The sequence below is a fragment of the Parasphingorhabdus sp. NYA22 genome (assembly GCF_976973735.1).
Genome location: NZ_OZ333477.1, coordinates 1,834,744 through 1,858,494 on the forward strand (window position 1 = coordinate 1,834,744; position 23,751 = coordinate 1,858,494).

General features: G+C 56.3%; 26 protein-coding genes. 11 read left to right on the forward strand and 15 right to left on the reverse strand.

Annotated elements, in window-relative coordinates:
* The first annotated feature begins 36 nt into the window (after positions 1-36).
* The 4 genes from ACWFTY_RS08815 to ACWFTY_RS08830 all read left to right on the forward strand — a co-directional run bounded on the left by ACWFTY_RS08815 (position 37) and on the right by ACWFTY_RS08830 (position 5,006).
* Positions 37-435, forward strand: coding sequence for a hypothetical protein (locus tag ACWFTY_RS08815; protein WP_447523868.1), 399 nt, complete (start codon positions 37-39; stop codon positions 433-435).
* Positions 436-3,771 carry a carbamoyl-phosphate synthase large subunit gene (carB, locus tag ACWFTY_RS08820; protein ID WP_447523869.1) on the forward strand — a complete coding sequence of 1,112 codons (3,336 nt, stop codon included), beginning with the start codon at positions 436-438 and terminating at the stop codon, positions 3,769-3,771.
* Between the two features lie 114 nt (positions 3,772-3,885).
* Positions 3,886-4,359, forward strand: coding sequence for a transcription elongation factor GreA (gene greA / locus ACWFTY_RS08825; RefSeq protein ID WP_447523870.1), 474 nt, complete (start codon positions 3,886-3,888; stop codon positions 4,357-4,359).
* 5 nt (positions 4,360-4,364) lie between these two features.
* The gene (locus tag ACWFTY_RS08830) at positions 4,365-5,006 is read left to right on the forward strand and encodes a rhomboid family intramembrane serine protease (RefSeq protein ID WP_447523871.1); all 642 of its coding nucleotides are present in this window, start codon (positions 4,365-4,367) and stop codon (positions 5,004-5,006) included.
* Between the two features lie 43 nt (positions 5,007-5,049).
* Here ACWFTY_RS08830 and ACWFTY_RS08835 read toward each other — a convergent pair whose 3' ends face one another.
* From ACWFTY_RS08835 to ACWFTY_RS08855, 5 genes are read right to left on the reverse strand one after another with little or no spacing between them, the layout of a single operon-like run.
* Complete coding sequence (locus tag ACWFTY_RS08835) at positions 5,050-5,286, reverse strand: DUF4170 domain-containing protein (protein ID WP_447523872.1); 237 nt, start codon at positions 5,284-5,286, stop codon at positions 5,050-5,052.
* Positions 5,283-5,822 carry a DUF883 family protein gene (locus ACWFTY_RS08840; protein ID WP_447523873.1) on the reverse strand — a complete coding sequence of 180 codons (540 nt, stop codon included), beginning with the start codon at positions 5,820-5,822 and terminating at the stop codon, positions 5,283-5,285. Before ACWFTY_RS08840 ends, ACWFTY_RS08835 begins: the two co-directional genes overlap by 4 nt.
* Positions 5,823-5,825: 3 nt before the next feature.
* Complete coding sequence (locus tag ACWFTY_RS08845; RefSeq protein WP_447523874.1) at positions 5,826-6,143, reverse strand: hypothetical protein; 318 nt, start codon at positions 6,141-6,143, stop codon at positions 5,826-5,828.
* Between the two features lie 5 nt (positions 6,144-6,148).
* Positions 6,149-6,559 (reverse strand): phage holin family protein, encoded by a 411-nt coding sequence (locus tag ACWFTY_RS08850; protein ID WP_447523875.1) that lies wholly within the window; start codon positions 6,557-6,559, stop codon positions 6,149-6,151.
* 35 nt (positions 6,560-6,594) lie between these two features.
* Positions 6,595-7,131, reverse strand: a complete 537-nt coding sequence (locus ACWFTY_RS08855; RefSeq protein WP_447523876.1) for a hypothetical protein — start codon at positions 7,129-7,131, stop codon at positions 6,595-6,597.
* Between the two features lie 204 nt (positions 7,132-7,335).
* Here ACWFTY_RS08855 and eno point away from each other — a divergent pair, with 204 nt between their 5' ends.
* The 4 genes from eno to ACWFTY_RS08875 all read left to right on the forward strand — a co-directional run bounded on the left by eno (position 7,336) and on the right by ACWFTY_RS08875 (position 11,607).
* Positions 7,336-8,610 (forward strand): phosphopyruvate hydratase, encoded by a 1,275-nt coding sequence (eno, locus tag ACWFTY_RS08860; RefSeq protein ID WP_447523877.1) that lies wholly within the window; start codon positions 7,336-7,338, stop codon positions 8,608-8,610.
* Positions 8,611-8,710: 100 nt separating this feature from the next.
* Complete coding sequence (locus ACWFTY_RS08865) at positions 8,711-9,022, forward strand: FtsB family cell division protein (protein WP_447523878.1); 312 nt, start codon at positions 8,711-8,713, stop codon at positions 9,020-9,022.
* 81 nt (positions 9,023-9,103) lie between these two features.
* On the forward strand, positions 9,104-10,225 hold the full coding sequence (gene pdhA, locus ACWFTY_RS08870; RefSeq protein WP_447526869.1) for a pyruvate dehydrogenase (acetyl-transferring) E1 component subunit alpha: 1,122 nt from the start codon (positions 9,104-9,106) through the stop codon (positions 10,223-10,225).
* Complete coding sequence (locus tag ACWFTY_RS08875) at positions 10,225-11,607, forward strand: pyruvate dehydrogenase complex E1 component subunit beta (RefSeq protein ID WP_447523879.1); 1,383 nt, start codon at positions 10,225-10,227, stop codon at positions 11,605-11,607. Before pdhA ends, ACWFTY_RS08875 begins: the two co-directional genes overlap by 1 nt.
* Positions 11,608-11,629: 22 nt before the next feature.
* Here ACWFTY_RS08875 and ACWFTY_RS08880 read toward each other — a convergent pair whose 3' ends face one another.
* The 4 genes from ACWFTY_RS08880 to ACWFTY_RS08895 are packed head-to-tail and all read right to left on the reverse strand — an operon-like array spanning position 11,630 to position 15,229.
* Positions 11,630-12,295: a TadE/TadG family type IV pilus assembly protein gene (locus ACWFTY_RS08880; RefSeq protein ID WP_447523880.1), complete on the reverse strand. Its 666-nt coding sequence runs from the start codon at positions 12,293-12,295 to the stop codon at positions 11,630-11,632.
* Positions 12,296-12,324: 29 nt separating this feature from the next.
* Positions 12,325-12,933 (reverse strand): TadE/TadG family type IV pilus assembly protein, encoded by a 609-nt coding sequence (locus ACWFTY_RS08885; RefSeq protein WP_447523881.1) that lies wholly within the window; start codon positions 12,931-12,933, stop codon positions 12,325-12,327.
* Positions 12,933-14,975: a Tad domain-containing protein gene (locus ACWFTY_RS08890; protein WP_447523882.1), complete on the reverse strand. Its 2,043-nt coding sequence runs from the start codon at positions 14,973-14,975 to the stop codon at positions 12,933-12,935. The genes ACWFTY_RS08885 and ACWFTY_RS08890 overlap by 1 nt, the downstream gene beginning before the upstream one ends.
* Positions 14,972-15,229, reverse strand: coding sequence for a hypothetical protein (locus ACWFTY_RS08895; protein ID WP_447523883.1), 258 nt, complete (start codon positions 15,227-15,229; stop codon positions 14,972-14,974). Before ACWFTY_RS08895 ends, ACWFTY_RS08890 begins: the two co-directional genes overlap by 4 nt.
* Between ACWFTY_RS08895 and ACWFTY_RS08900 the strand changes: the two genes are divergently transcribed.
* Together ACWFTY_RS08900 and ACWFTY_RS08905 are read left to right on the forward strand one after the other, a co-directional pair.
* A complete protein-coding gene (locus tag ACWFTY_RS08900) occupies positions 15,229-15,816 on the forward strand; it encodes a hypothetical protein (protein WP_447523884.1) in 588 nt (195 codons plus the stop codon). The two genes, ACWFTY_RS08895 and ACWFTY_RS08900, sit on opposite strands and share 1 nt — an antisense overlap.
* Positions 15,817-15,854: 38 nt before the next feature.
* Positions 15,855-16,313, forward strand: a complete 459-nt coding sequence (locus ACWFTY_RS08905; protein ID WP_447523885.1) for a hypothetical protein — start codon at positions 15,855-15,857, stop codon at positions 16,311-16,313.
* Here the strand turns inward: ACWFTY_RS08905 and trmFO are convergent.
* A complete protein-coding gene (trmFO, locus tag ACWFTY_RS08910) occupies positions 16,310-17,662 on the reverse strand; it encodes a methylenetetrahydrofolate--tRNA-(uracil(54)-C(5))-methyltransferase (FADH(2)-oxidizing) TrmFO (protein WP_447523886.1) in 1,353 nt (450 codons plus the stop codon). The genes ACWFTY_RS08905 and trmFO overlap by 4 nt on opposite strands.
* 97 nt (positions 17,663-17,759) lie before the next feature.
* On the opposite strand from trmFO, the gene ACWFTY_RS08915 reads away from it, so the two are divergent.
* Positions 17,760-18,449 carry a lysoplasmalogenase gene (locus ACWFTY_RS08915; protein WP_447523887.1) on the forward strand — a complete coding sequence of 230 codons (690 nt, stop codon included), beginning with the start codon at positions 17,760-17,762 and terminating at the stop codon, positions 18,447-18,449.
* Here ACWFTY_RS08915 and ACWFTY_RS08920 read toward each other — a convergent pair.
* The 5 genes from ACWFTY_RS08920 to ACWFTY_RS08940 form a co-directional block, all read right to left on the reverse strand.
* Positions 18,440-19,276, reverse strand: a complete 837-nt coding sequence (locus ACWFTY_RS08920) for a TauD/TfdA dioxygenase family protein (protein WP_447523888.1) — start codon at positions 19,274-19,276, stop codon at positions 18,440-18,442. The genes ACWFTY_RS08915 and ACWFTY_RS08920 overlap by 10 nt on opposite strands.
* A 96-nt stretch (positions 19,277-19,372) precedes the next feature.
* On the reverse strand, positions 19,373-22,069 hold the full coding sequence (gene gyrA / locus ACWFTY_RS08925; protein WP_447526870.1) for a DNA gyrase subunit A: 2,697 nt from the start codon (positions 22,067-22,069) through the stop codon (positions 19,373-19,375).
* Between the two features lie 169 nt (positions 22,070-22,238).
* Positions 22,239-22,592 (reverse strand): hypothetical protein, encoded by a 354-nt coding sequence (locus ACWFTY_RS08930; RefSeq protein ID WP_447523889.1) that lies wholly within the window; start codon positions 22,590-22,592, stop codon positions 22,239-22,241.
* Positions 22,592-22,942 carry a hypothetical protein gene (locus tag ACWFTY_RS08935; protein WP_447523890.1) on the reverse strand — a complete coding sequence of 117 codons (351 nt, stop codon included), beginning with the start codon at positions 22,940-22,942 and terminating at the stop codon, positions 22,592-22,594. Before ACWFTY_RS08935 ends, ACWFTY_RS08930 begins: the two co-directional genes overlap by 1 nt.
* Complete coding sequence (locus ACWFTY_RS08940) at positions 22,939-23,697, reverse strand: YaaA family protein (RefSeq protein ID WP_447523891.1); 759 nt, start codon at positions 23,695-23,697, stop codon at positions 22,939-22,941. The genes ACWFTY_RS08935 and ACWFTY_RS08940 overlap by 4 nt, the downstream gene beginning before the upstream one ends.
* Between the last annotated feature and the right edge of the window lie 54 nt (positions 23,698-23,751).

The following is a 23,751-nucleotide window of genomic DNA, read 5'->3' on the forward strand; positions in this document are numbered from 1 at the left end:
CTTTTGTCTGTTCGAGAAGTTTGTCGGCGGACCGGCATGATTAATAGATTTGCTCTTTGGGGTGGAGGCATAGTTGCTGCATCAATTTTCATGTTCCTTGGGTTTCAAATCAGCCAAGCCGCAACCGATTCTAAGGATGTTTTCTTCGTTTTGTTGGAACCAGAAGAAGCATTTCCCGAAATAGTCGAAAATCGGATTGAGACTGCTCCAATAGAAAAGAAGAGAGATCGTGATGCAGGACACACAGCTGCTGTTTATGGTGGCAAAGTTTTGCTCAATTGTGGGGTTTCTGCATTTCAAGTCACATATCCGCATCATACCTCTATTGAGTATCAATTCTTGATATCACAAGTCACTGATGATGAATTGGAATGCGTAATTTTCGCGGTGGTTGAACAAGATATTTCGTTCAGAATAGAAAAGTCGATAAGCTAAATGCCCAAAAGAACTGACATAAAATCCATCCTCATCATTGGCGCAGGCCCGATCATCATCGGTCAGGCCTGCGAGTTTGATTACTCGGGCACGCAGGCGTGCAAGGCGCTGAAGGAAGAGGGCTACCGGATCATTCTGGTCAACTCCAATCCGGCGACGATCATGACCGATCCGGAAATGGCGGACGCGACCTATATCGAGCCGATCACGCCCGAAATTGTCGAGAAGATCATCGAGAAGGAACGGCCTGACGCGATCCTGCCCACGATGGGCGGGCAGACGGCGCTGAACACGGCGCTTTCGCTCAACAAGATGGGCGTGCTGGAAAAATATGGCGTCGAGATGATCGGGGCGGATGCTGAAGCCATCGACAAGGCCGAGGATCGCGAGAAGTTCAAGGTGGCGATGGACAAGATCGGTCTGGAAAGCCCCCGCAGCGCGGTCGCGCACAGCGAAGAACAGGCGATGGAAATCCTCGAGGATATCGGCCTGCCGGCGATCATGCGGCCGAGCTTCACGATGGGCGGCACCGGCGGCGGTGTCGCCTATAACCGCGAGGAATTTGTCCATTATGTCCGGACCTCGCTCGATGCCTCGCCGACCAATGAAGTGCTGATTGACGAGAGCCTGATCGGCTGGAAAGAATATGAGATGGAGGTTGTCCGCGACAAGGCGGACAATTGCATCATCATCTGCTCGATCGAGAATGTCGATCCGATGGGCGTGCATACCGGCGACAGCATTACCGTTGCCCCTGCGCTGACCCTGACCGACAAGGAATATCAGATCATGCGCAACGCCAGCATCGCGGTGCTGCGCGAAATCGGTGTCGAAACAGGCGGTTCCAACGTCCAGTTTGCGGTCAATCCGAAGGATGGCCGGCTGGTCGTTATCGAGATGAACCCGCGGGTTTCGCGCTCGTCTGCGCTGGCGTCCAAGGCGACCGGCTTTCCGATTGCCAGCGTCGCGGCTAAACTGGCGGTCGGCTATACGCTCGACGAGATCGACAATGACATTACCGGTGCAACTCCGGCGTCGTTCGAACCGACGATTGATTATGTCGTCACCAAGATCCCGCGCTTTGCCTTTGAAAAATTCAAGGGCGCCGAGCCGCTTCTGTCGACCGCGATGAAGTCTGTCGGTGAAGTGATGGCGATTGGCCGCAATATCCACGAATCGATGCAGAAGGCTTTGCGCGGTCTGGAAACCGGTCTCGACGGCTTTAACCGCGTGCAGGAACTGATCGATGCGCCGCGCGAAGATATCGCGGCGGCTTTGGCGCGGGCGACACCGGATCGTATTCTCGTCGCTGCCCAGGCGATGCGGGAGGGGTTTTCCAACGAGGAAATCCACAATATTGCCGGTTTCGACCCCTGGTTTCTGTCCCGAATCCGCGAAATTATCGATGCCGAGCAGCAGATCATCGACAAAGGACTGCCCAATGATGCGCAAGCTTTGCGCAAGCTTAAGTCGATGGGCTTCTCCGATGCGCGGCTGGCCAAGCTGGCGATTGATTCGGTCCATGTTGCCGGTGGAGCAGGGCGCGCGGTCGCCGAAGGCCACGGGCTGGTGCATGACGCGCTTGCCGCGATGGCGGGCGCGACGACCGAGGCCGAAGTGCGCGGCTTGCGTCACAAGCTCGGTGTGCGGCCGGTGTTCAAGCGGATCGATACGTGCGCAGCGGAATTTGAAGCCAAGACGCCCTATATGTATTCCACCTATGAAGCGCCGATTTTCGGGGCGCCGGAATGCGAGGCGCAGCCTTCGGATCGCAAGAAAATCGTCATTCTCGGCGGCGGACCGAACCGGATCGGGCAGGGGATCGAGTTCGATTATTGCTGCTGCCACGCCTGTTTCGCGCTGTCGGATGCCGGTTTCGAGACGATCATGATCAACTGCAATCCGGAAACCGTGTCGACCGATTATGACACGTCCGACCGGCTTTATTTTGAACCTCTGACCGCGGAAGACGTGCTGGAAATCCTGCATGTCGAGCAGCAGTCGGGCGAACTGGTCGGCGTGGTTGTGCAATTTGGTGGGCAAACACCGCTGAAACTGGCGCAGGCCCTGGAAGACGCGGGCATTCCGATCCTCGGCACCTCGCCGGACGCGATTGATCTGGCCGAAGACCGCGAACGTTTCGCCAAGCTGGTCAACAAGCTGAAGCTCAAGCAGCCGGAAAACGGCATGGCGCGGACTCGCGACGAAGCGGTCAAAATCGCCGAGCGTATCGGCTATCCGGTATTGCTGCGTCCCAGCTTCGTGCTTGGTGGCCGGGCAATGGAAATCGTCGACGGGCCGGCCCAGCTGGAAAATTATATCAACACCGCGGTGCAAGTGTCGGGCGACAGTCCGGTGCTGGTTGACCAATATCTGCGCGATGCGGTCGAAGTCGATGTCGACGCGATTTGTGACGGTGACGAAGTGATTGTCTGCGGCCTGCTGCAGCATATCGAGGAAGCCGGCGTGCACTCGGGCGACAGCGCCTGCTCGATCCCGCCTTATAGTCTGGATGACGCAATCATTGCCGAAATGGAACGGCAGACCGAGGCATTGGCTTTCGGCCTGAAAGTGCGCGGCCTGATGAATATCCAGTTCGCGGTGAAAGACGGCGAAGTCTATCTGATCGAGGTCAATCCTCGCGCCAGCCGGACAGTGCCGTTCGTCGCCAAGGCGATCGGCGTGCCGATTGCCAAGATTGCTTCGCGGGTTATGGCGGGTGAAAAATTGAAAGACCTGCCGGCGATAGACCGGCATATCAGTTATACCGCTGTCAAAGAGGCGGTCTTCCCGTTCAGCCGTTTCCCCGGCGTCGATCCGATCCTGTCGCCGGAAATGAAATCGACCGGCGAAGTCATGGGTATCGACCAGGGCTTCCCGATTGCCTTTGCCAAGGCGCAACTCGGCGCGGGCAATATATTGCCCAATGGCGGAACGATCTTCATCTCGGTCAAGGAAACGGACAAGAAGGTGATCGAACCGGCCGCGCGTCTGGCCGAGAAGCTGGGCTTCAAGCTCATCGCCACTTCCGGAACTGCGGATTATCTTACCGAGCACGGGATCAAGGTGGAGAAGGTCAACAAGGTCATCGAGGGACGGCCGCATATTGTCGACCGGATCAAGGACGGTGAAGTCAATCTGATCTTCAACACAACCGAAGGCTGGCAGTCGCTGAAGGACTCGAAATCGATCCGGGCGGCGGCGCTGGTTGGCAAGATTCCGATCTTCACAACGGCGACGGCGAGCAACGCCGCGATGCAGGCGATTGAGGCGATGCGTGATCAGACTCTTGAAGTTCGCGCGTTACAGTCCTATTATAAGGCTTCGCAGACTTAATTTTCCGACATTTCGTCACACTGCGGGCGCTCCTGACAAGCGGGGCGCCGGAAAACTGTTTTAGGCGCTGCACGGCAGAAATCGGCAGCGTATCAGTAAGGAAAGGCCAATCTAATGGCTGTTGAAAAAGTACCAATGCTCGCCGAAGGCCATGTAAAAATGGAAGCCGAACTCAAGGCGCTGAAGCTGGAGCGTCCGATCATCGTCGACGCCATCGAGACCGCGCGGGCCCATGGTGATCTGTCGGAAAACGCCGAATATCATGCGGCCAAGGAACGGCAAGGCCAGGTCGAAGCGACCATTGGCGATCTCGAGGACAAATTGTCCCGCGCCCAGGTTATCGATCCGACTACCCTGTCCGGTGACAAGGCTGTGTTCGGCGCGACGCTGACCCTGCTCGACGAAAATGACAAGCCGGTGAAATATCAGCTGGTCGGTCAGGCCGAAGCCGATGCCAAGTCCGGTAAGATCAGCTATAATTCGCCGATTGGCCGGGCCCTGATCGGTCGCAGCGTCGGGGAAGAGATTGAAGTGACCGTGCCGGCGGGCGATAAATATTTCCTGCTCGAAAAAATCGAGTTCATCTGAACCAGATGAATATACCCGCCGGAAAGCTGACCAACGGACTGATCATCGCCAATGTGGTGATCTATCTGATAATCTGGATTTTCGGCTGGGAGCAGGAAGCGCTGCTGCGCGGCGGCATGTTCCCGATCCGTCTGAGTGGCGAAGCGCTTGATCTGACGGCTTATGGCTGGATGGTTCCGGCCTGGCTGACCCCATTATCCTCGGCGTTCCTGCACAGCGGATTGTTGCACCTCAGCTTCAACATGCTGATGCTGCTGTTCTGCGGCCGCTTTGTCGAACAGGCAATGGGCGCGCAGTTGATGGCGGTGCTTTATGTGGTCGGTGCTTATGCTGCGGCCTTTGCGCAATATGCCGTCGAGAGCGATTCGATGATCCCTATGATCGGCGCAAGCGGTGCAATCTCGGCGATACTGGGCTCTTATGCGTTGCTGTTTGCGCGCAACAAAGTCGCTCCGGTCGGGCCGATCCCGGGCCATATTGTCCGCATCGTCTGGCTGACGCTGGCGTGGGTCGGGATTCAGCTCATGATTGGCGTGGCGACCAGCGGAAGCCTGCAAGGCATTGCGATATTCGCGCATATCGGCGGATTTGTAGCCGGTCTGGTCTTGACCAGGCCGTTGCTCAGCTGGCGTTTCCGCAGCGCCTGATCTTCGAGTGGCCTGATCTTCGAGTGGCCTGATCTTCGAGTGGCTAGTCTTCGAGTGGCACATCCGGTTCGAGCAGCTTGTGCAGGTGCACGACAACATATTTCATCTCGGCATCGTCGACCGTCATCTGGGCTTTGGAGCGCCAGGCTTCTTCGGCTTCCTCATAGTCGGGATAGACACCGACCAGATCCATCTTTTCGAGATTGACAAATTCCACGCCGCGCGGATCCTTGACCCGTCCGCCCATGACCAGATGAATTTTGCTGCGTTGTTCGCTCATTTTTTGCCCTGATGTTCGTCTTTCACCGCATCCTGTGCTGCGGCCATCGCGGTCTTAGCAGCCTCGATCGCTTTGCCAAACAGATCTTTGAACTGAGCGCGCATATTGTCATTGCTCAGACCCAGTTCACCGATCTGGTCGCGGCTGGCATCCTTGGCGGCCTGATAAGCGGTTCTTGCGGTTTCGTTGATCTTGCGACCGGCACCGCCGACATATTTGCCTTCGGCTTTGCTTTTTGGCAGCAGCGCTCCGATCAGGACACCAAGGGCGGCGCCACCTGCGACGATTGCCAGCGGGCTGTTGGTCAAGGTCTCTTCGGACTTGGCCACGGCCTTTTTCGCCGCATCTCTGGTGGCGGCAACGCTTTCGGCCGCTTTATCACGGCCTTCGCCGAGCATCGCCGCAGCGCGTGCCTTGCTTTCGGACATTTTCTCGCGGGCGACGAGCGAGCCTTCGGTTGCGATTTCCTTCGCCGTTTCGAGCCGTTCCCGGGATGCTGCGCGGGCTTTGTCGATATTGTCGGTCAGTTTGTTCATAGTCTATTCCTCGGTTTGATCCGGCTCGGATATTTTGCGGTTGGCGATAAGCTTGGCAATCGGGCGGCGCATGGCGATCAGCGTCGCGGTTGCCGCAACGGTAGCAGACAGGCCCGGATTGGCCCGGATACCGTCGATGGCGGTCATACCGGCTTTGCGAACACGATCTGCCGCGTTATTCTTCGCTTCTGTCATGAGATTGGCCGGCTTAAGCCTGGTACGGGTCTCGGCCGTATCCCGTTTCAGATTGGCGCGCGCCTGATCGCGGTCGATGGCAAGATTGCGCAGGCTGAATATCTCGTCGTTATTTTTCGGCATCATCAATCTCACGCATCATTTTCGTCCAGCGGCAGCCTTTTTGCCCGTTTTATTGCCATGCCCATGGTGATCGCGGCAATCAGCAGAGCCGCTCCCGTGACGATAGCGGTCGCGGCGATAGGGCCCAAATAGTCCGACAATATTAGCAGCAGCCCGAGGATCAAGGCAATGATCGCTGTCGATCCGGATATGATCGCAACGCCGGCGAGCACCACGACGCGCTTGGTCGCCGCCATATTGATCGACAATTTGGCGCGATAATAGTCGACTTCGGCATGCGCCAATATGCGCACGTCCTCGATCAGGCCGGTGACCTGGGATTTCAGGGATTTCGGTTCCGCTTCATCCGCAAACGAGGCTGCGGCGTCATCGGAAAGACGCTCTTCATCCAAAACTGGAATTTCCTTGTCCTGCAACATTCGTCACCCGTGCATATGGCGTCGCCATGCTACACTCATGCGTCGTTATCATCCATCCCTGATTTGATCAGACGGGATAGAAGAAATCCGACCACCGCAGCTGCACCGATCGCCACAGCCGGACTTTTGCGAACATATCCGCGCGCATCTTCGACAATTTCATCAACTTCCTTGGAATTTAGCTTCTCTGCAAAGGAAGACACGGCGTCAGCGGCCGAGCGAGCATAATTGCCGTATTTTTCGCCGACATTGTCATCGATGGTTTTTGCGCTGTCCTCGATCATTCTGCTCAGGTTCTCGATCGCAGTGCCGGTGCGTTCCTTGCCCTGGCTGGCTGCTGATTTGGCTTTCGTCAGAGCGCGGTCCTTGAAATCACTCGTGGTTTCGGTTTTCGTCGCTGCAGCCTTGGTAGCGCCCGCTTTCAGCGGAGCGGCTTTCTGCGCCTTTGTGGTGCGCGTTTCCGAAGTGTCTTTTGTAGCAGCGGTCTTTTGGGCTGCGGCTTTCTTCGTGGCGGGCTTCTTTGCCGCGGCTTTTGTCGATGCCTTTTCGGTTGATTTCTTGATGTCTGCCATGATCAGTTTTCCTTCTTCGTTTGTCTCTTGCCAACACTCCACAAGCGGAAAGCGTTCCATTTGTAGTTCCCTTACATTCGAAATGGTATCATTTGCTTTTGAATCAAGGGGGAAAGCGGCGATAAAAGCGGTTCAATGGATTGCAAGAAGCCGGTCATCTCTATAAGACCGTGGCCATTATTATCCTTCATTCGGAGCCCCATCATGACCGCAATAATCGACCTTCATGCCCGCCAGATTCTGGATAGCCGGGGCAACCCGACGGTAGAAGTTGATATATTGCTGGAAGACGGCAGTTTCGGTCGCGCAGCGGTTCCGTCCGGTGCTTCAACCGGAGCCTATGAAGCGGTCGAATTGCGCGATGGCGACAAGAGCAAATATCTCGGCAAGGGGGTTCTCAAAGCAATTGACGCGGTCAATGGCGAGATCAAGGAGGTTTTGCTCGATCTGGACGCCGAGGATCAGGAAGAACTGGATGCGGCGATGATCGCGCTCGATGGCACGCCCAACAAGGCGAGACTGGGTGCGAATGCGATTCTGGGCGTCAGCCTCGCGGCTGCAAAAGCGGCTGCCGATGCGCGCGGCCTGCCACTCTATCGTTATGTCGGCGGCGTTTCAGCGCATGTGTTGCCAGTGCCGATGATGAATATCATCAACGGTGGCGAACATGCCGACAACCCGATCGATTTTCAGGAATTCATGGTGATGCCAGTGGGTGCCGACAGCCTTTCCGAAGCGGTCCGCTGGGGGTCGGAAATTTTCCATACGCTGAAAAAGGGCCTGTCCGAAAAAGGTCTGGCGACGGCAGTTGGCGACGAGGGCGGTTTTGCGCCCAATCTGGGGTCGACCCGTGAAGCGCTGGATTTCATCATGGCATCGGTCGAGAAGGCCGGTTTCAAGATTGGCGACGAAGTGGTGCTGGCGCTCGATTGCGCCGCTACCGAATTTTTCCGCGATGGCAAATATCATATCTCGGGTGAGGACAAGGTGCTCAGCCCGGCAGAAATGTCAGACTATCTCGCCGCTCTGTGCAAGGACTATCCAATCAAATCGATCGAAGACGGCATGTCGGAAGATGATTTCGAAGGCTGGAAGTTGATCACCGATGCGGTGGGTGACACAGTTCAACTGGTCGGCGACGATTTGTTTGTTACCAATCCCGAGCGGCTGTCGATGGGTATCAACGACGGTCTGGCCAATTCGCTGTTGGTGAAGGTCAACCAGATCGGAACGCTTTCGGAAACGCTGGCAGCCGTGCGGATGGCGCATAACGCTTCTTATACAGCGGTGATGTCGCATCGCTCGGGAGAGACCGAAGATTCGACCATCGCCGATCTGGCGGTTGCGACCAATTGCGGTCAGATCAAGACCGGTAGTCTAGCGCGTTCCGACCGGCTGGCCAAATATAACCAGTTGATCCGGATTGAGGAAGAATTGGGCGATGTCGCGCATTACGCAGGACGCTCGATTTTCAGCTGATCGCCGGTTCCTCGTTTTTCGGGGGCGTTTGGGCGCTGAACAGCCAAAATGGGTGTTAAGCCTCTTGCCAGCGAATCACTTTTCTGATTCAAGGCAAGTCATGGCACAGCAGGAAAAAATTTCAGGTCTGATCAGAGCGGCTCTCGGGCCGGGATTCGCTCTGATGACTTTGCTTGCCATTGCTGGCTATGCCGTGCTCGGCCCAACCGGCGTTCTGGCCTGGGGTGAATACCAGACAAAGCTGGAAACGCGCGGAATCGAACTGGCCAAGCTGGAGGCCGAGCGGGATGCCCTGAAGAACAGGGTGGAACTGCTCGACCCCCGAGGCGCTGACCCGGACCTGATCGGCGAGTTGCTGCGCAAGAAGGTAAATGTCATTCATCCGGACGAAATCATCGTTCCGTTGAAGTAGTGATCAGCCGTTTCCAGCCGCCATTCAGATATTTAACCGCTCACTGAACCTAAGTACTTGGGTAACGGAACAGTTTTGGCTATGCTATTTGCTAGTCAAAAAAAGGATCCCGCTCGCGTGGCAAAAGCTCCCCGGAAAACCACCCCAGCCAAAAAACCAGCAGCGCCCAAACGCGCGCCGGCGAAAGCCAAGCCGGTCGTGCATTCGACCGGAGGTCTGAAGGCACCAATTTATACTGCCACCAAGGCAGAGATGCTGGATTTCTATGAGCAAATGCTGCTCATTCGCCGCTTCGAGGAAAAAGCGGGACAGCTATACGGTCTCGGACTGATTGGCGGATTTTGCCATCTCTACATCGGTCAGGAAGCGGTTGTGACCGGACTGCAGTCCGCGATCAATCCGGGCAAGGACAGTGTCATTACCGGCTATCGCGATCATGGTCATATGTTGGCCTGCGGTATTGATCCCAATATCGTGATGGCGGAACTTACCGGCCGCGCTTCGGGTATTTCGAAGGGCAAGGGCGGTTCGATGCACATGTTCTCGGTCGATCACGGTTTCTATGGTGGCCACGGCATTGTCGGTGCGCAGGTCTCGCTTGGTACCGGACTGGCTTTTGCCCATAAATATAAGGAAGATGGCGGCGTCTGTCTGGCCTATTTCGGTGATGGTGCATCCAATCAGGGGCAGGTCTACGAAAGCTTCAACATGGCGGAACTCTGGCAGCTGCCGGTGATTTTCGTGATCGAGAATAACCAATATGCCATGGGCACGAGCGTCAACCGGTCGTCCGCCGAAGATCAGCTCTACCGGCGTGGTGAAAGCTTCCGCATTCCCGGCGTGCAAGTCGACGGTATGGATGTGCTGGCGGTGCGCGGCGCAGTGGAAGAAGTCTTGAAGGATGTTCGCGGCGGCGGCGGTCCGGTGTTGATGGAGCTCAAAACCTATCGCTATCGAGGGCACTCGATGTCCGATCCGGCCAAATATCGCAGCCGCGACGAAGTGCAGGATGTGCGCGAGAAATCCGATCCGATCGAACGCCTGAAAGCGGCTTTGCTAAAACAGGGCGTGAAGGAAGAGGATCTGAAAGCTCTGGACAAGAAGGTCCGCAAGACGGTGATGGAAGCGGCGGACTTTGCCGAGGAATCGCCGGAACCGGATCTCTCCGAACTATATACCAACGTCTTGGTGGAGCAATATTGATGGCCATCCAATTGAAAATGCCCGCCCTGTCTCCGACCATGGAAGAAGGCACCCTGGCCAAATGGTTCGTCAAGGAAGGCGATGAAGTTACGTCCGGCGACATATTGGCGGAGATCGAAACCGACAAGGCGACGATGGAATTTGAAGCGATTGACGAAGGCGTGATCACGAAGATTTTGGTTGCCGCCGGAACCGACGAAGTTGCGGTCGGAACCGTCATTGCCGAAATGGCTGGCGAAGACGAAGAGGCGGGCTCCGAGGCCGAAGCAGCACCGGCTGATTCAGCCAAGGAAGAAATCAAGCCCGAACCCGTCGAAGAGGCGAAGCCGGAAATCATGGAAACCGCACCGCCGGCTCCGATATCGCGGGCAGATGACCCGTCAGTCCCCGCTGGCACCGCCTTGGTCTCGGTCACCGTTCGCGAAGCATTGCGCGATGCCATGGCCGAGGAAATGCGCAAGGACGAGACGGTGTTCGTAATGGGTGAAGAGGTCGCCGAATATCAGGGCGCCTATAAGGTAACCCAGGGCCTGCTCGAGGAATTTGGTCCGAAGCGGGTGATCGACACGCCGATTACCGAACATGGTTTTGCCGGCATCGGTGCTGGCGCAGCAATGGGCGGTCTCAAACCGATTGTCGAATTCATGACCTTCAACTTCGCCATGCAGGCGATTGACCAGATCATCAACTCGGCGGCCAAGACCAATTATATGTCTGGCGGCCAGATGCGTTGCCCGATCGTTTTTCGCGGTCCCAATGGCGCTGCCTCCCGCGTGGGCGCGCAGCATAGCCAGAATTACGGTCCATGGTATGCGGCCGTTCCCGGCCTGATCGTTATCGCGCCTTATGATGCAGCCGATGCCAAGGGCCTCTTGAAAGCGGCGATCCAGACCCCCGATCCGGTCGTATTCCTGGAAAACGAATTGCTCTATGGACGCTCGTTCGATGTGCCGGAAATCGAGGATTATACGCTGCCGATCGGCAAGGCCCGGATCATGCGCGAAGGCAGCGATGTCACGATCGTAAGCTATTCGATCGGTGTCGGTCTGGCGCTGGAAGCGGCAGATGTTCTGGCAGGCGAGGGTATCGAAGCGGAAGTTATCGATCTGCGCACGCTGCGGCCGCTGGATACGGAAACGGTGCTGAAGAGTCTGGCCAAGACAAACCGGATGGTTGTTGCCGAAGAAGGCTGGCCGACCTGTTCGATTTCGAGCGAGATTGTGGCGCTATGCATGGAACAGGGCTTCGACGATCTCGATGCTCCGGTGATGCGGGTAACCAACGAAGATGTGCCGCTGCCTTATGCCGCCAATCTGGAGAAAGCGGCGCTGATCGACAGCGCACGGATCATCGCTGCGGTGAAGAAGGTCTGCTATAAATAGGGTCTTGCTGTTCTGAAGCGGTCTAGTCGACACCGTCATATGTATCGCAACTCGAAACCGGATCACTTCCTGTCCGGTCATAGATTTGCGTCAGGTCACGACGGTCACGCACATTGAAAGCACCGCGCGTCGTGATCGTTCGCGTGTTCGTGAACGTGCTCGATATCAGCGGCTGATAATCGTAGGAAATCTCGACAAAGATCACCGCCTGATCGGCGGGCGCGGTTATGCGTGCACCTGCCGGCCCCATGCCGTTTACTGGACGGGATGAAGAATTTACGCCTGCGGTTCCATAGCTTGATACATGGACCTTCTTGCCCTTGCATCGCTGCCAATGGATATATTGACCGCCATCGCTATGCTTTTCGAGGCTGCTTATGATGATGCGGCCATTTTCAAATATATCGACATATTTACCGGCCTGACGATCCGCGCCGACGAACAGGTCATTGATATCGCTTTCGTAGATTTTCTTCTGCGACAATAATGAACCTTCGCCAATACGCGAAGCATTGTCGGCAGCATGCATGGAAATCTGGTTCACACGCATTCTGACCATCGCGACATTCGCAACTTCTGCACCATACATGCCGACACCCATCAGGACCGGCAGCGCATAGGCCAGTTCAATGAGTGCAAGGCCGCTGGTATTGACCGCGAGAGCGGACAAGGTGCGTTTGATAGACAAGAAGGGTTTCAGCCTGCCGGGCTTTGGTCTTAGGTACAATTTTTTATCTCCCCGCGCTCAGATTGTTCACCGAACGGCTGGTTCCGGACAACTGTGCTCGCCTGAATGACTTCATCTTGTGACAACCCGATCAGCTCCGCCATGGGAAACAGGCGGGGATAAGTCACTTTGACGGTATATAGAACGGCATCCTTGGCATTACCCTGACCGGCAGCGCCCCGGTCTTCATCCCAGCTGTCATTGCCATTGGCGTCATCATAAGGTTCGCCGTTGTTGCACTCACCGTCATTATTATTGTCGGTAAAATCTTCGGGCTTTGCGACATCCGAAAAATCGCTGTAATTCTGGCGACTGAAGTCAAAATCCGATACCGGTTCCGGTTGTACAACCGGCAGCATCAGTTCCTTGACCCGATCATCGATAGCGCTGGCATTGGCTGAGCCGTTGTCCAGGCTGGCGTCGCGAGCGGCCTTCTGCACGGAACCTTGCAGAATTGCCGTCGCATAAATACGATGTCCGAGATCGAGCATGCCCATGATCAGCAGGATAAGGACCGGCGCGACCAGCGCGAATTCCACTAGCGCGGCACCAACATCATCCCTTTTCAGTGCGCGGAGCTTGTTCAGAAATTCCCGCATTAGTTCGTCAGTCTCAGTTGCGAGATGTCGCTGGCGATGGAGCGGAAATTGTTCAACAATTCGGCACTGTTACTGGCGTTATAAAATTTGCCCGAGGTCGCACAATTTTGCAGATTGGTGATCGAGCTTGAGCTTACACCATTTCCGAATGACACAACCCATAAGGTGATATTCTGGTTCTTGATAGCACTGCACATCGCCAGAAAACGACTGTTGACCTGCGTTTCAAGATCATTGTCCGAGGGTGAACTGCTTGATGAAGTTCTGCGACGATCATACCATTCCACTCCATAAGACGTATATTGGGTGCTGCTGGTGGTGGTGTCGCCATCGGTCATGAAAATCAGGTGGCGGTCAATGGCGCCGCCGGTTTCCGTCGCAGCATTTTCCGATCCGAAAATCCCTACAGGCGTAAGAAAACGAGCGCCCCAGATTAATCCGATATCGTGATAGGTACTGCCAATGGCATCAAGATTATCCAGATAGCTGTCAAAATCGGTGGGATTGTCCCAGCGCTGCAATTTGCGCGCTTCGGACGCGCAGGTATAGCTGAAATATTTTCGTAGGTCATTGGACGTGGAAACCGTTGATGTTGTGCGATAGCCATTGGAATCATATCTATCCCAAACCGCCTCATCGAGCAAAGGACCCCATTGCGTCGCGGGATCACCGATGGTCGGCACCAGATTGATATTGAGGTCATATGCGGCTGTGGGGATTGGGCTAAAATTTGTGGTTCTTACCGTTTGCCGTTCTTCGATACAGCCATCCCAACGCACACCAGTGTCCAGACCCTGATTTCCAACAGGAAGATCGATCGAATTATTCCACAATGACCCGCCTGCTTTCAGACCGCTGACGTCGAAAGTGACCGGCTCATAATCATAGTGGGAAAAGACCTGTTGCTGTTCATATACAGGCGTGTTGACTTGCCGATATTCCCGTTGTTCAACTATATCCCGTGTCCGCCGCTGGATACGGCAACGGTCCCGCCCACTGTTGTAACTGGTGCTGTAATCATATCTGGTTCCGTTTATATCACGGTACCAGCGGGTTATCTGTTGATCACCAGAGGTCCATGTATATTCATTATATTTGGCACCTTCGCTACCGGACATGTCGTCATAATCTTCGGGTTGAAGGTCATAACACGCACTACTGTTGCGGACATTATAATGAGTATCAACAGTCGATGTATTGCTCCAATTGCCATCATAATAATAGTTGGTTCCATAAAGATAGGGCGTGCCTGCTGTATAATCGACAATCACATTTTCCAGCCGGGTGACGGCTTTACGCGACTGATAGGTCCAGTTGTCGGCCAGATAATCATTGGGCAGCAATTTGCCTACGTTCACGTTCGTGCTGTACGGCATGAAGCCGAAGCGAAGGTGAGCGGTATTTTCGCTGCCTGCTGCCGGGGTTGATCCACAATCTTCGGAGCTGTTTCTTTTTGCCAATGTCTCATAGAAACATTTGACGGCCGAGCGCAGGCCTCTAATCCTGGCATTTGAAGCTTCGTTATTATTGTTGTTGCTGCAATAGGACGTCCCGGTATCGGGGCAATTCATCGAACCGGTCGTATCCAGAACGAACATCACATCGGTATTGGGAATGCTCATCGAGGCGTCGCATTCGACCGAGACATTTTTGGTGCCGTAGCCGAACATCTGCATTACGGCCATATCGATCTTTACCGAAGCAACGCCCGTTACGGTTCCGGCATTTTCCGAAAAGGACGATGACCCATTGTAGGAGCCAAAGGCGTCGGTATCGAAATTGGCCTTGAACATATTATTGGCGGCCGTGTTGGCTGCATTGCCGTTCGCGGTCCAGTTACCGCTGCCCATTTGGCGCCGGCCTGCCAGCGCACCGGCATCGCATGCTTGCTGCAAGCGCGTCTGCACCAGATAGATGCGGCTGACATCAACACCACCGCCAATCATGGCGGCGAGCGGGAAAAGTGCCATGCCGGCCATGGCAAGCGTGTTGCCGGCGGTATTTGAACGCAGCTCTTGTAAAAAAGATTTCGCTGTTTTCATCTTGTTCCTGTCAACCATGCCATGCCCTTGATTTGTGCGCGAACGGCAGTGCCATCCAATTTCAATTCGGTCTGCCTGATAGGGATAAAAGGGTTAGTGACGGCGCAATAGGAATGGTTAAGGCCATGTTTACCTTGATTTTTCGCAGAAAACCGTTGACGCAATGTCCATGTCTGACACGGTTTTACAACTTGAACCATTTCATAGGTTGGTTCACGCATATGCAAAGCAGGATGATCGCTCTCGATACGCATTGCTGTTCGCGCTCGATGCCCGTTTCGCCGATATAATCCGCTCGACGTCGGAAATATTGATTGGACAGATGCGGTTAACCTGGTGGCGGGATATTTTAACCAAGTCTGCGTCTGAAAGACCGGCGGGCGAACCGCTGGTCGGGCAGATCGGTCTTCTTGAGGAAAAGGGTGTGAATCTCGCACCGCTCCTGACCCTGCTCGACGGGTGGGAAGCAATGCTCGATGATTTTCCCTGGCAGGATCGCGAGTTTGACAATTATGCCGTTGCGCGCGGCGGTGGATTTTTCGCATTCGGGCTGGCGGGTGAAGAGGCATTGAGCGAGCGGCAGGCCGAACTGGGCCGGGCGTGGGCTTTGTGGGATTTTGCCCGCCATTGTTCGGATGCAAAGATGCGCCAGTCTGCGTTCGACCGCTGCTCGGAGATTGTGACAGCCCAGAGGCGCCCCAATTTTGACAGAAGCGGACGACCACTCTCAATCCTCTGCAACCTGATGATCCGCGATGTTAGGAAGGGGCAACTGGCTGCCGATCTCTATAATCCGGCCAGCGCCGCGCGCATTATCTGGCACGGGATTGCTGGCCGCTAGCATCTGGATCAACAGCCGCTAATCTGCGGATTCCGCTTATGAAGAAATTCGTCGCCGGTGCTGCCGGCATGATGCTGATGTTAACGGCGGGCCTGTTCCTCTGGATCGGTGCAGATGGGCAGGATGTTCCGATACCCGAAGCACCGCCACCACCGGAACAGATGGATCCTGAAATCTTGCCCGAGGCTGATCTGGACGAGGAAACCGTCGGGCCGACGCCGCCCGAAGCCTATAAGGCCACACGCGAGGAAATGCGGTTCAACCGCTATGACCGCAATCGAAACGAGCGCATTACCCGTCTGGAGATGATGAGCAGCCGCACTGACGCGTTCAGGAAGCTCGATACGGACGGCAATAATCTGCTGACCTTCGAGGAATGGGCTGTCGCGACCAGTGACCGCTTCTCCGGTGCGGACAACGATGGCAACGGACAACTGACGCGGACGGAATTCCGGACCACGCGGCCCAAGCGCTCTGCATCGCGGTGCAAATGCTAGGCGAGTTGCAGACCCTCTGCTGACAAGGGCTGCAGCCATTGGGCGAAATCCGCCCGGGCTCTTGTCGTATAGGCTTCCTTGCGTTCTTTCTTTTTGATCCGCTGTTCAAAGGGCGGGAAAAGGCCGAAATTGACGTTCATCGGCTGATAGTCGCGCGCGTCGGCACCACCGGTGATATGCGACAGCAGTGCGCCGAAAGCGGTGGTCTGCGGGGGCAGGGTGAAGGGTTCACCGCGGATCTCTGCAGCGACCATCCGGCCAACCATCAGCCCGACCGCCGAACTTTCGACATAGCCTTCGCAGCCGGTGATTTGACCGGCGAAGCGGATATGTGGGGCTTTCTTGAGGCGCAGTTCCTTGTCGAGCAATTTGGGTGCGTTGATGAAGGTGTTGCGGTGAAGGCCGCCCATCCGGGCGAATTCCGCATTTTCCAAGCCGGGTATGGTTTTGAGCAAATCCGCCTGCGCGCCATATTTCAGCTTGGTCTGGAATCCGACCATGTTCCAGAGTGTACCGAGCGCATTATCCTGGCGGAGCTGGACCACGGCATATTCGCTCTGGCCAGTGTGGGCATTGGTCAGGCCGACGGGCTTCATCGGTCCAAAACGCAATGTTTCCGGACCGCGGGACGCCATCACTTCAATCGGCATACAGCCTTCGAAATAGGGCGTGTTCTTTTCCCACTCCTTGAAGTCGGTTTTCTCGCCGTCGAGCAGGCCCTGAATGAAGGCGGTATATTGATCGCGGTCCATCGGGCAGTTGATATAATCCTTGCCGTCGCCTTCCGGTCCGACCTTGTCCCAGCGCGACTGCATCCAGGCGATGTCCATATTGATGCTGTCTTTATAGACGATCGGTGCAATCGCATCGAAAAAGGCCAGCGAATCCTCGCCGGTTGCAGCGCCGATGCTCTCGGCGAGCGTCATGGCAGTCAGCGGGCCGGTAGCGACGATGGTAAGTCCGCTTTCGGGCAGCTGGTCGATTCGCTCGCGAACCACCTCGATATTGGGATGTTCGCTCAGCTTCTTGGTGACGCCTTCCGAGAAATGGTCGCGGTCGACGGCCAGCGCCGAGCCGGCGGGCAGACGGTGCTTGTCGCCTTCGCCGATGATGATCGAATTGAGGTCGCGCATCTCCTGATGCAGCAGGCCGACTGCGTTTTTCTCGGCGTCATCGGAGCGGAAGCTGTTCGAGCAGACCAGCTCGGCCAGGCCTTCGGTTTGATGGGCCGGCGTCATCTCGCCGCTCCCGCGCATCTCGGAAAGACGGACTTTTACGCCTTGCTCCGCGAGTTGCCATGCTGCTTCCGACCCGGCGAGTCCGCCGCCAATAATATGTACTTGTGTCATGCGCGCCTTAGTGTTGTGGTAAGGCCCTAATGTCAATCTGGCAGTCGCGCATGTTGCGTGTTAGAGACCGCTGCGACGTAGGGGAGAGAATATTCCGATGAAAAGTGCATTTGCTGAAAACCGACCATTTTTGATGCTCAGCCTGCTGTTCGGCATCAGCTATTATTTTGCCTGCGTGCTCAACAATCCGGAGCTGCCCGAGCCCTTGATCGTCGCCTGGAAGGGCGCAGGCGTCAGTTTTCTGGCGATATACGCCCTGATCCGGCTGCACCGGCTGGATGGCAAGATTGTCGGGGCGATCATGGCTTTTGGCGCGATCGGCGACATGACCTTGGAATATGACATGAGGATCGGCGCGGGCGCGTTCATGATCGGCCATCTTATCGCGATCGGTTTTTATTCCCGTTACCGGCGGCACAAGCTCGGTTTCAGCCAGAAGATGTTTGCGATTCTCCTGGTGCCGCTATCGGTGTTGATTGCATGGGCTTTGCCATCTGTCAGAGCCGACGCATTGACCATCGGAATTTATTGCCTGTCGGTCGCCGTGATGGCGTCGATGGCATGGACCAGCCGTTTCTCGCGTTATCAGGTCGGCACGGGCGCGATCCTGTTTCTCGTCTCGGACCTGTTGATCTTTGCCAGGATGGGGCCGCTGGAAACCAGCTTCATCCCGACATTGCTGGTCTGGCCTTTCTATTATTTCGGCCAGTTCATGATCGCGACGGGGATTGTGAGAACCCTGCGGCACGAAATGGCCGCAGACAGCGCCGATCCGGTTCAGGCCTGATAAGCGGCGATCGTTGTCCGGTGCAGCAACCGGTCGTGGCCGTCATAGCCGCCGGTCGCGCAGTGCAGCACCGAGCGATTGTCCCACATGATCAGCATATTTTCCTGCCACTGGTGGCGATAGACAAATTCGTCGCGGCTTTGCCATACGTATAATTGCTGGAGCAAGGGCAGGGCCTCTTCTTGCGCCATGCCTTCGAAGCCCATGATATAGCCCATGCAGCTGAACAGTCCCGGACGTCCGGTCTCGGGATGTTCGCGGACCAATGGGTGTGTCTGGACAGCGCGGGCCGATTCGTCGGGACGGATCGCCATGCTGCGGCCCTTGTCCTTTTCGCCATAGGCACCGTCGGGCGCGTAGGCGAGGCCAGCGCTGTGGATCGCGGTCAGACCGTCATATTGTGCGCGCATTTCGGGTGGCATCGCGTCGAGTGCGGCGTGCTGGTTGGCGAACAATGTGTCGCCGCCGACTGGAGGAATGGTGATGCCCAGCAGGCAGGTTCCCGCTGGTGGCTGGGCCTGAAAGCTCCAGTCGCTGTGCCAGTTCTCGGCGAACAAAGGCGATTTCTCGTCGGCATCGCGCCGGATCGCGGCAATATTTTTGCGGCCCGCAATCGGATCGAAAAACGGATCATGGCCGAAGTCGCCAAAATAGCGGGTGAACCGCTCCAGATCGTCATCATTCATCGTCTGGTTCGGGAAGGAAAGAACATGATGTTCCAGCCATGCCGACCGGATTGCGGCAATGCTGTCAGCGGAAAGCGGTTGCGTCAGGTCTACGCCCGTCACTTCGGCACCGCAGGCTTGCCCGGATGGTGTGATTTTCATTAGCTCTCTCCCAAGACTTATTCCGTTTGCGCTGTTCCTGTCGCGGCATCTTTTTGCAAGATGTCCACCGACAGGCTCAGCATGAATGCATTCGGATTATTCGACTGTATCTTCAGGCTCTTCAGGTTCTTCCGGCGCAGCAACATCACCATCGGAAACGCCTTGATCAACCATCTCTTCGACCACGGCTTCTTCCGCTTCGTTTTCCGGTTCTTCTTCCTCGTCAATCTTGGCCGCGCCGACGACATGTTCGCCCTTGGCGACGTCGAACAATTTGACGCCCGAGCTGTTCCGGCCAATCACGCGCATGTCCGCGACTTTCATGCGGATCAGCTTGGCCTGGTCGGTGACCAGCATGACCTGCTCGTCGTCGGATGCGCGGAAGCTGGCAACCACTGTACCGTTACGCTTGATATTGTCGATGTTGAGAATGCCCTGACCACCGCGGCCTGACTGGCGATATTCATAGGCGCTCGAGCGCTTGCCATAGCCGTTGGCACAGACGGTGAGAATGAAGTCTTCGGTTTCGCTGAATTCCGCCATGCGTTCGGCGGACAGTTCGGGAGCGTTCTCGTTATCCTTCCACGGAGCGGCCTTGAGATACTGATCCCGTTCTTCGGTCGACGCTTCAAATCCGCGCAGGACCGATAGCGAAATCACTTCGTCATCGCCTTTCAGCGCGATGCCGCGGACACCGGTGGATGTGCGGCTCTGGAAAGAGCGGACAGCGTCACCGGCGAAGCGGATGGCTTTGCCGTTTCTGGTCGCAAGCAGGACATCGTCATCATCGGTCAGCAATTCCACGCCGATCAGGCGGTCATCGCTGCCCTCTTCGAACTTCATCGCAAATTTGCCATTGGACGGCACGTTGGTGAAGCTGTCCATACTGTTGCGCCGGACGCCGCCTTTGGCGGTTGCGAACATGACATGCAGTGCAGCCCATTCCGCCTCGTCTTCCGGCAACGGCAATACGGTGGAAATGACTTCCCCGTCCGCCAGCGGCAGCAGGTTGATCATCGGACGGCCCTTGGTCTGCGGTCCGCCTTCCGGCAGCTTCCAGACCTTGAGGCGATAGACCTTGCCGTGGGTCGAGAAGAACAGAACCGGCGTGTGGGTCGAGGTAACGAATAATTCGGTGATCGCATCCTCATCCTTGGTCGCCATGCCGGCGCGGCCCTTGCCGCCGCGACGCTGGGCCCGGAACGTATCGAGCGGTGTCCGCTTAATATAGCCGCCGTGGGTGACGGTCACGACCATCTCGGACCGTTCCATCAGGTCTTCGTCTTCGAGACCATCCCATGCAGCGGTGATTTCGGAAAGGCGCGGCGTCGCAAATTCATCGCGCACTTGTTCCAGCTCTTCGCGCATCACGGCATAGAGCTTTTCGCGGTCTGCCAGGATCGCGAGATATTCCTCGATCGCGGTCGCCAGTTCCTTGAGCTCGTCGCCAATCTCTTCGCGGCCGAGTGCGGTCAGTTTCTGCAGACGCAGATCCAGGATCGCTTTCACCTGAACCTGGGACAATTTGTAGACGTCGCCCTCGACATCGGTTTCGGTCGCTTCGACCAGCCGGATATAGCCGGCAATCTCGGCAATCGGCCATTCGCGCCGCAGCAATGATTCCCGCGCTTCTGCCGGTGTCGATGATCCGCGAATGATGCGGACAACTTCGTCCATATTGGTAACTGCAACCACCAGGCCGAGCAAGATATGCGCCCGTTCGCGCGCCTTGTTCAGTTCGAACTTGGTGCGGCGGGTGATGACTTCTTCGCGGAATTTGACGAAGGATTCGATGATATCGCGCAACGTCAGAACTTCCGGCCGTCCGCCGCGAATGGCGAGCATATTGGCAGGGAAGCTCGACTGTGCCGGCGTGAAGCGCCAGATCTGGTTGAGCACGACATCGGTCGTCGCATCGCGTTTGAGCTCGATGACCACGCGGACACCGGCGCGGCTGGATTCATCGCGGATATCGGAGACGCCTTCGATCCGCTTGTCCTTGGCGGCTTCGGCGATTTTTTCGACCAGGCCGGATTTGCCGACCTGGAACGGAATCGATGTCAGGACGATCGAGCGCTTGTCGCCGCGTCCTTCCTCGATCACATGGCGTGCGCGCATCATGATCGATCCACGACCATCCTTATAGGCCGCGCGTGCGCCGGACTGGCCCAATATCAGTGGCGCGGTCGGGAAATCGGGGCCGGGGACGATTTCGATCAGCTCGTCGATCGTGATTCCGGGATTTTCGATATAGGCGAGGCTGGCGTTGATCACTTCGCCTAGATTATGCGGTGGGATGTTGGTCGCCATGCCGACCGCAATGCCGCCAGCGCCGTTGACCAGCAGATTGGGGAAGCGGGCAGGGAGCACGCTTGGCTCCTGCAGGCTGCCGTCATAGTTAGGCACGAAATCGACAGTATCCTTGTCGAGATCGTTGAGCAGGAAATTGGCAACCTTGTTCAGCCGCGCTTCGGTGTAACGCATCGATGCAGGCATGTCCGGATCCATCGAGCCGAAATTACCCTGACCGTCGATCAATGGCACGCGCATCGACCAGTCCTGGGTCATCCGGGCCAGCGCCATGTAAATCGCGCTGTCGCCATGCGGGTGATAGTTACCCATCACGTCACCGACGATTTTCGCGCATTTGCGATAGGGACGTCCGGCGACCATGCCGCCTTCTTGCGCAGCATATAATATACGACGATGGACCGGCTTCAGGCCGTCGCGGACATCGGGCAGCGCACGGCTGACGATGACCGACATGGCATAATCCATGTAGCTGGTTTTCATCTCGTCGACGATGTCTATCGGTTCGATATTGGATGGCGACGGTGGAGTGGTTTGTTCGTTCACAAACGGGCCTTTTTAATGGGTTTTTTCTTGTCGGTTCTTCTAGGGGAACGGGGAGGCAAAAGCCAGCCTTTCGGGCCAGTTTTACAATAATATTACAGGGCTGAAATCAGGGTTGGATTTCACTGCCGTCCCAGGCAAAAATCTTGCCGCTGTCGGCGGGTGCCAGCGCATCGAGAACGGCGAGAAGCTGACGAGCGGCGCGACCGGAATCGAATAATTTCTCGGGCGAAACATTGCCCTGAAATGGGGCGCTCAGCGCTGTATCGACCGTGCCCGGGTGCAGAGCCACAATTATCGATCGGTCATTCTTGCGCGACCATTCGATGGAAAGGTTGCGGATCATCATATTAAGCGCGGCTTTGGAAGCGCGATATCCGTACCAGCCGCCGAGCCGGTTGTCCGAGATGCTGCCGACGCGGGCGGAGAGTGCGGCAAATCTGATGGCTTCGTTGCGGTTCATCAACGGAGGAAATATTTGGCGATCAGGGCGGGGCCAATCGCATTGACCTGATAATTTTGCATCAGCCAGTCGGCGTCCAGCTGCCGGAGGCTTTTCTCCGGTCCCCGTTCCGCTTCGTGAAGCAGACCGGTAGCGACGAAAATCATGGATGGTGAAATCCGTTCGGCCTTCATCCACGCTGATGCTGCCTCTATGCTGGCTTCGGAAGTAAGGTCGACGGGCACAGGGGTGTCACCTGAGCGGGAAAAGCGGATAACGGTCTCGAAATGGCCGTTCGATTGCAGCGCATCGGCGATCGCCCCACCAATCCCGCCGGTGGCACCAAAAACAACGGCGGATTTACCGGTCATGAGCGGAGGAAGCGAAGGCTGCTTTCTGTGCTGCCGTCGTCATCATAGCGGTAGCCGTCATAGTCGAAGCCCTTGAGCGCTTCCGGATCGGTCAGATGGTTCTCGCAAATATAGCGTGCCATCATCCCGCGTGCCCGCTTGGCCTCGAAGCTGATGAACTTGGGGCCGTCCGGGCTGTCCTTGCGGAAATCCACTTCGATGATTGGTCCGGGCAATTTCGCGACATGCGGTTTGACCGAAGCCCAATATTCGTTGCTCGCAAGATTGACGATGGTTTCGCTGCCGATTTGCTCTAGATCATCTGCAAGTGCGCCCGCGATCTTGTCTTTCCAGAAGTCGGTCAGCTTGTTGTAGCGCGGTGCCCATCTTGTGCCCATTTCCAGGCGGTGGGGACGGATCGGGTCGAGAGGACGGAGCAAGCCGTAGAGGCCGGAAAGGATTCGCAGATGACCCTGTGCAAAGGTCATGGCCTCTTCGCTGATGCTGCTTGCTTCAAACCCGGTGTATACATCGCCATTATAGGCGTAGATTGCAGGCCGTTCCGGCTGATCGAAAAATTCGCTATAGCGCTTGCGGTTGAGGGCGATCAGATTGTCCGAGACCGGCATGATTGCTTTCAGCTTCTTGACGGTCAGATTGCCGATTGCCGTGGCGAGTTTCTCCGTTTCATCGGGGAAGCGGTTTTCCGATGGCGGGGTCGACGGAATAGCGGATTCAAAGTCCAGGGATTTGGCGGGGGATATGATTGCAAGCACGCGATTTTACCTCATTATACTATAGTGGATGCCCAGCGGCGGTCGCTGACCGGG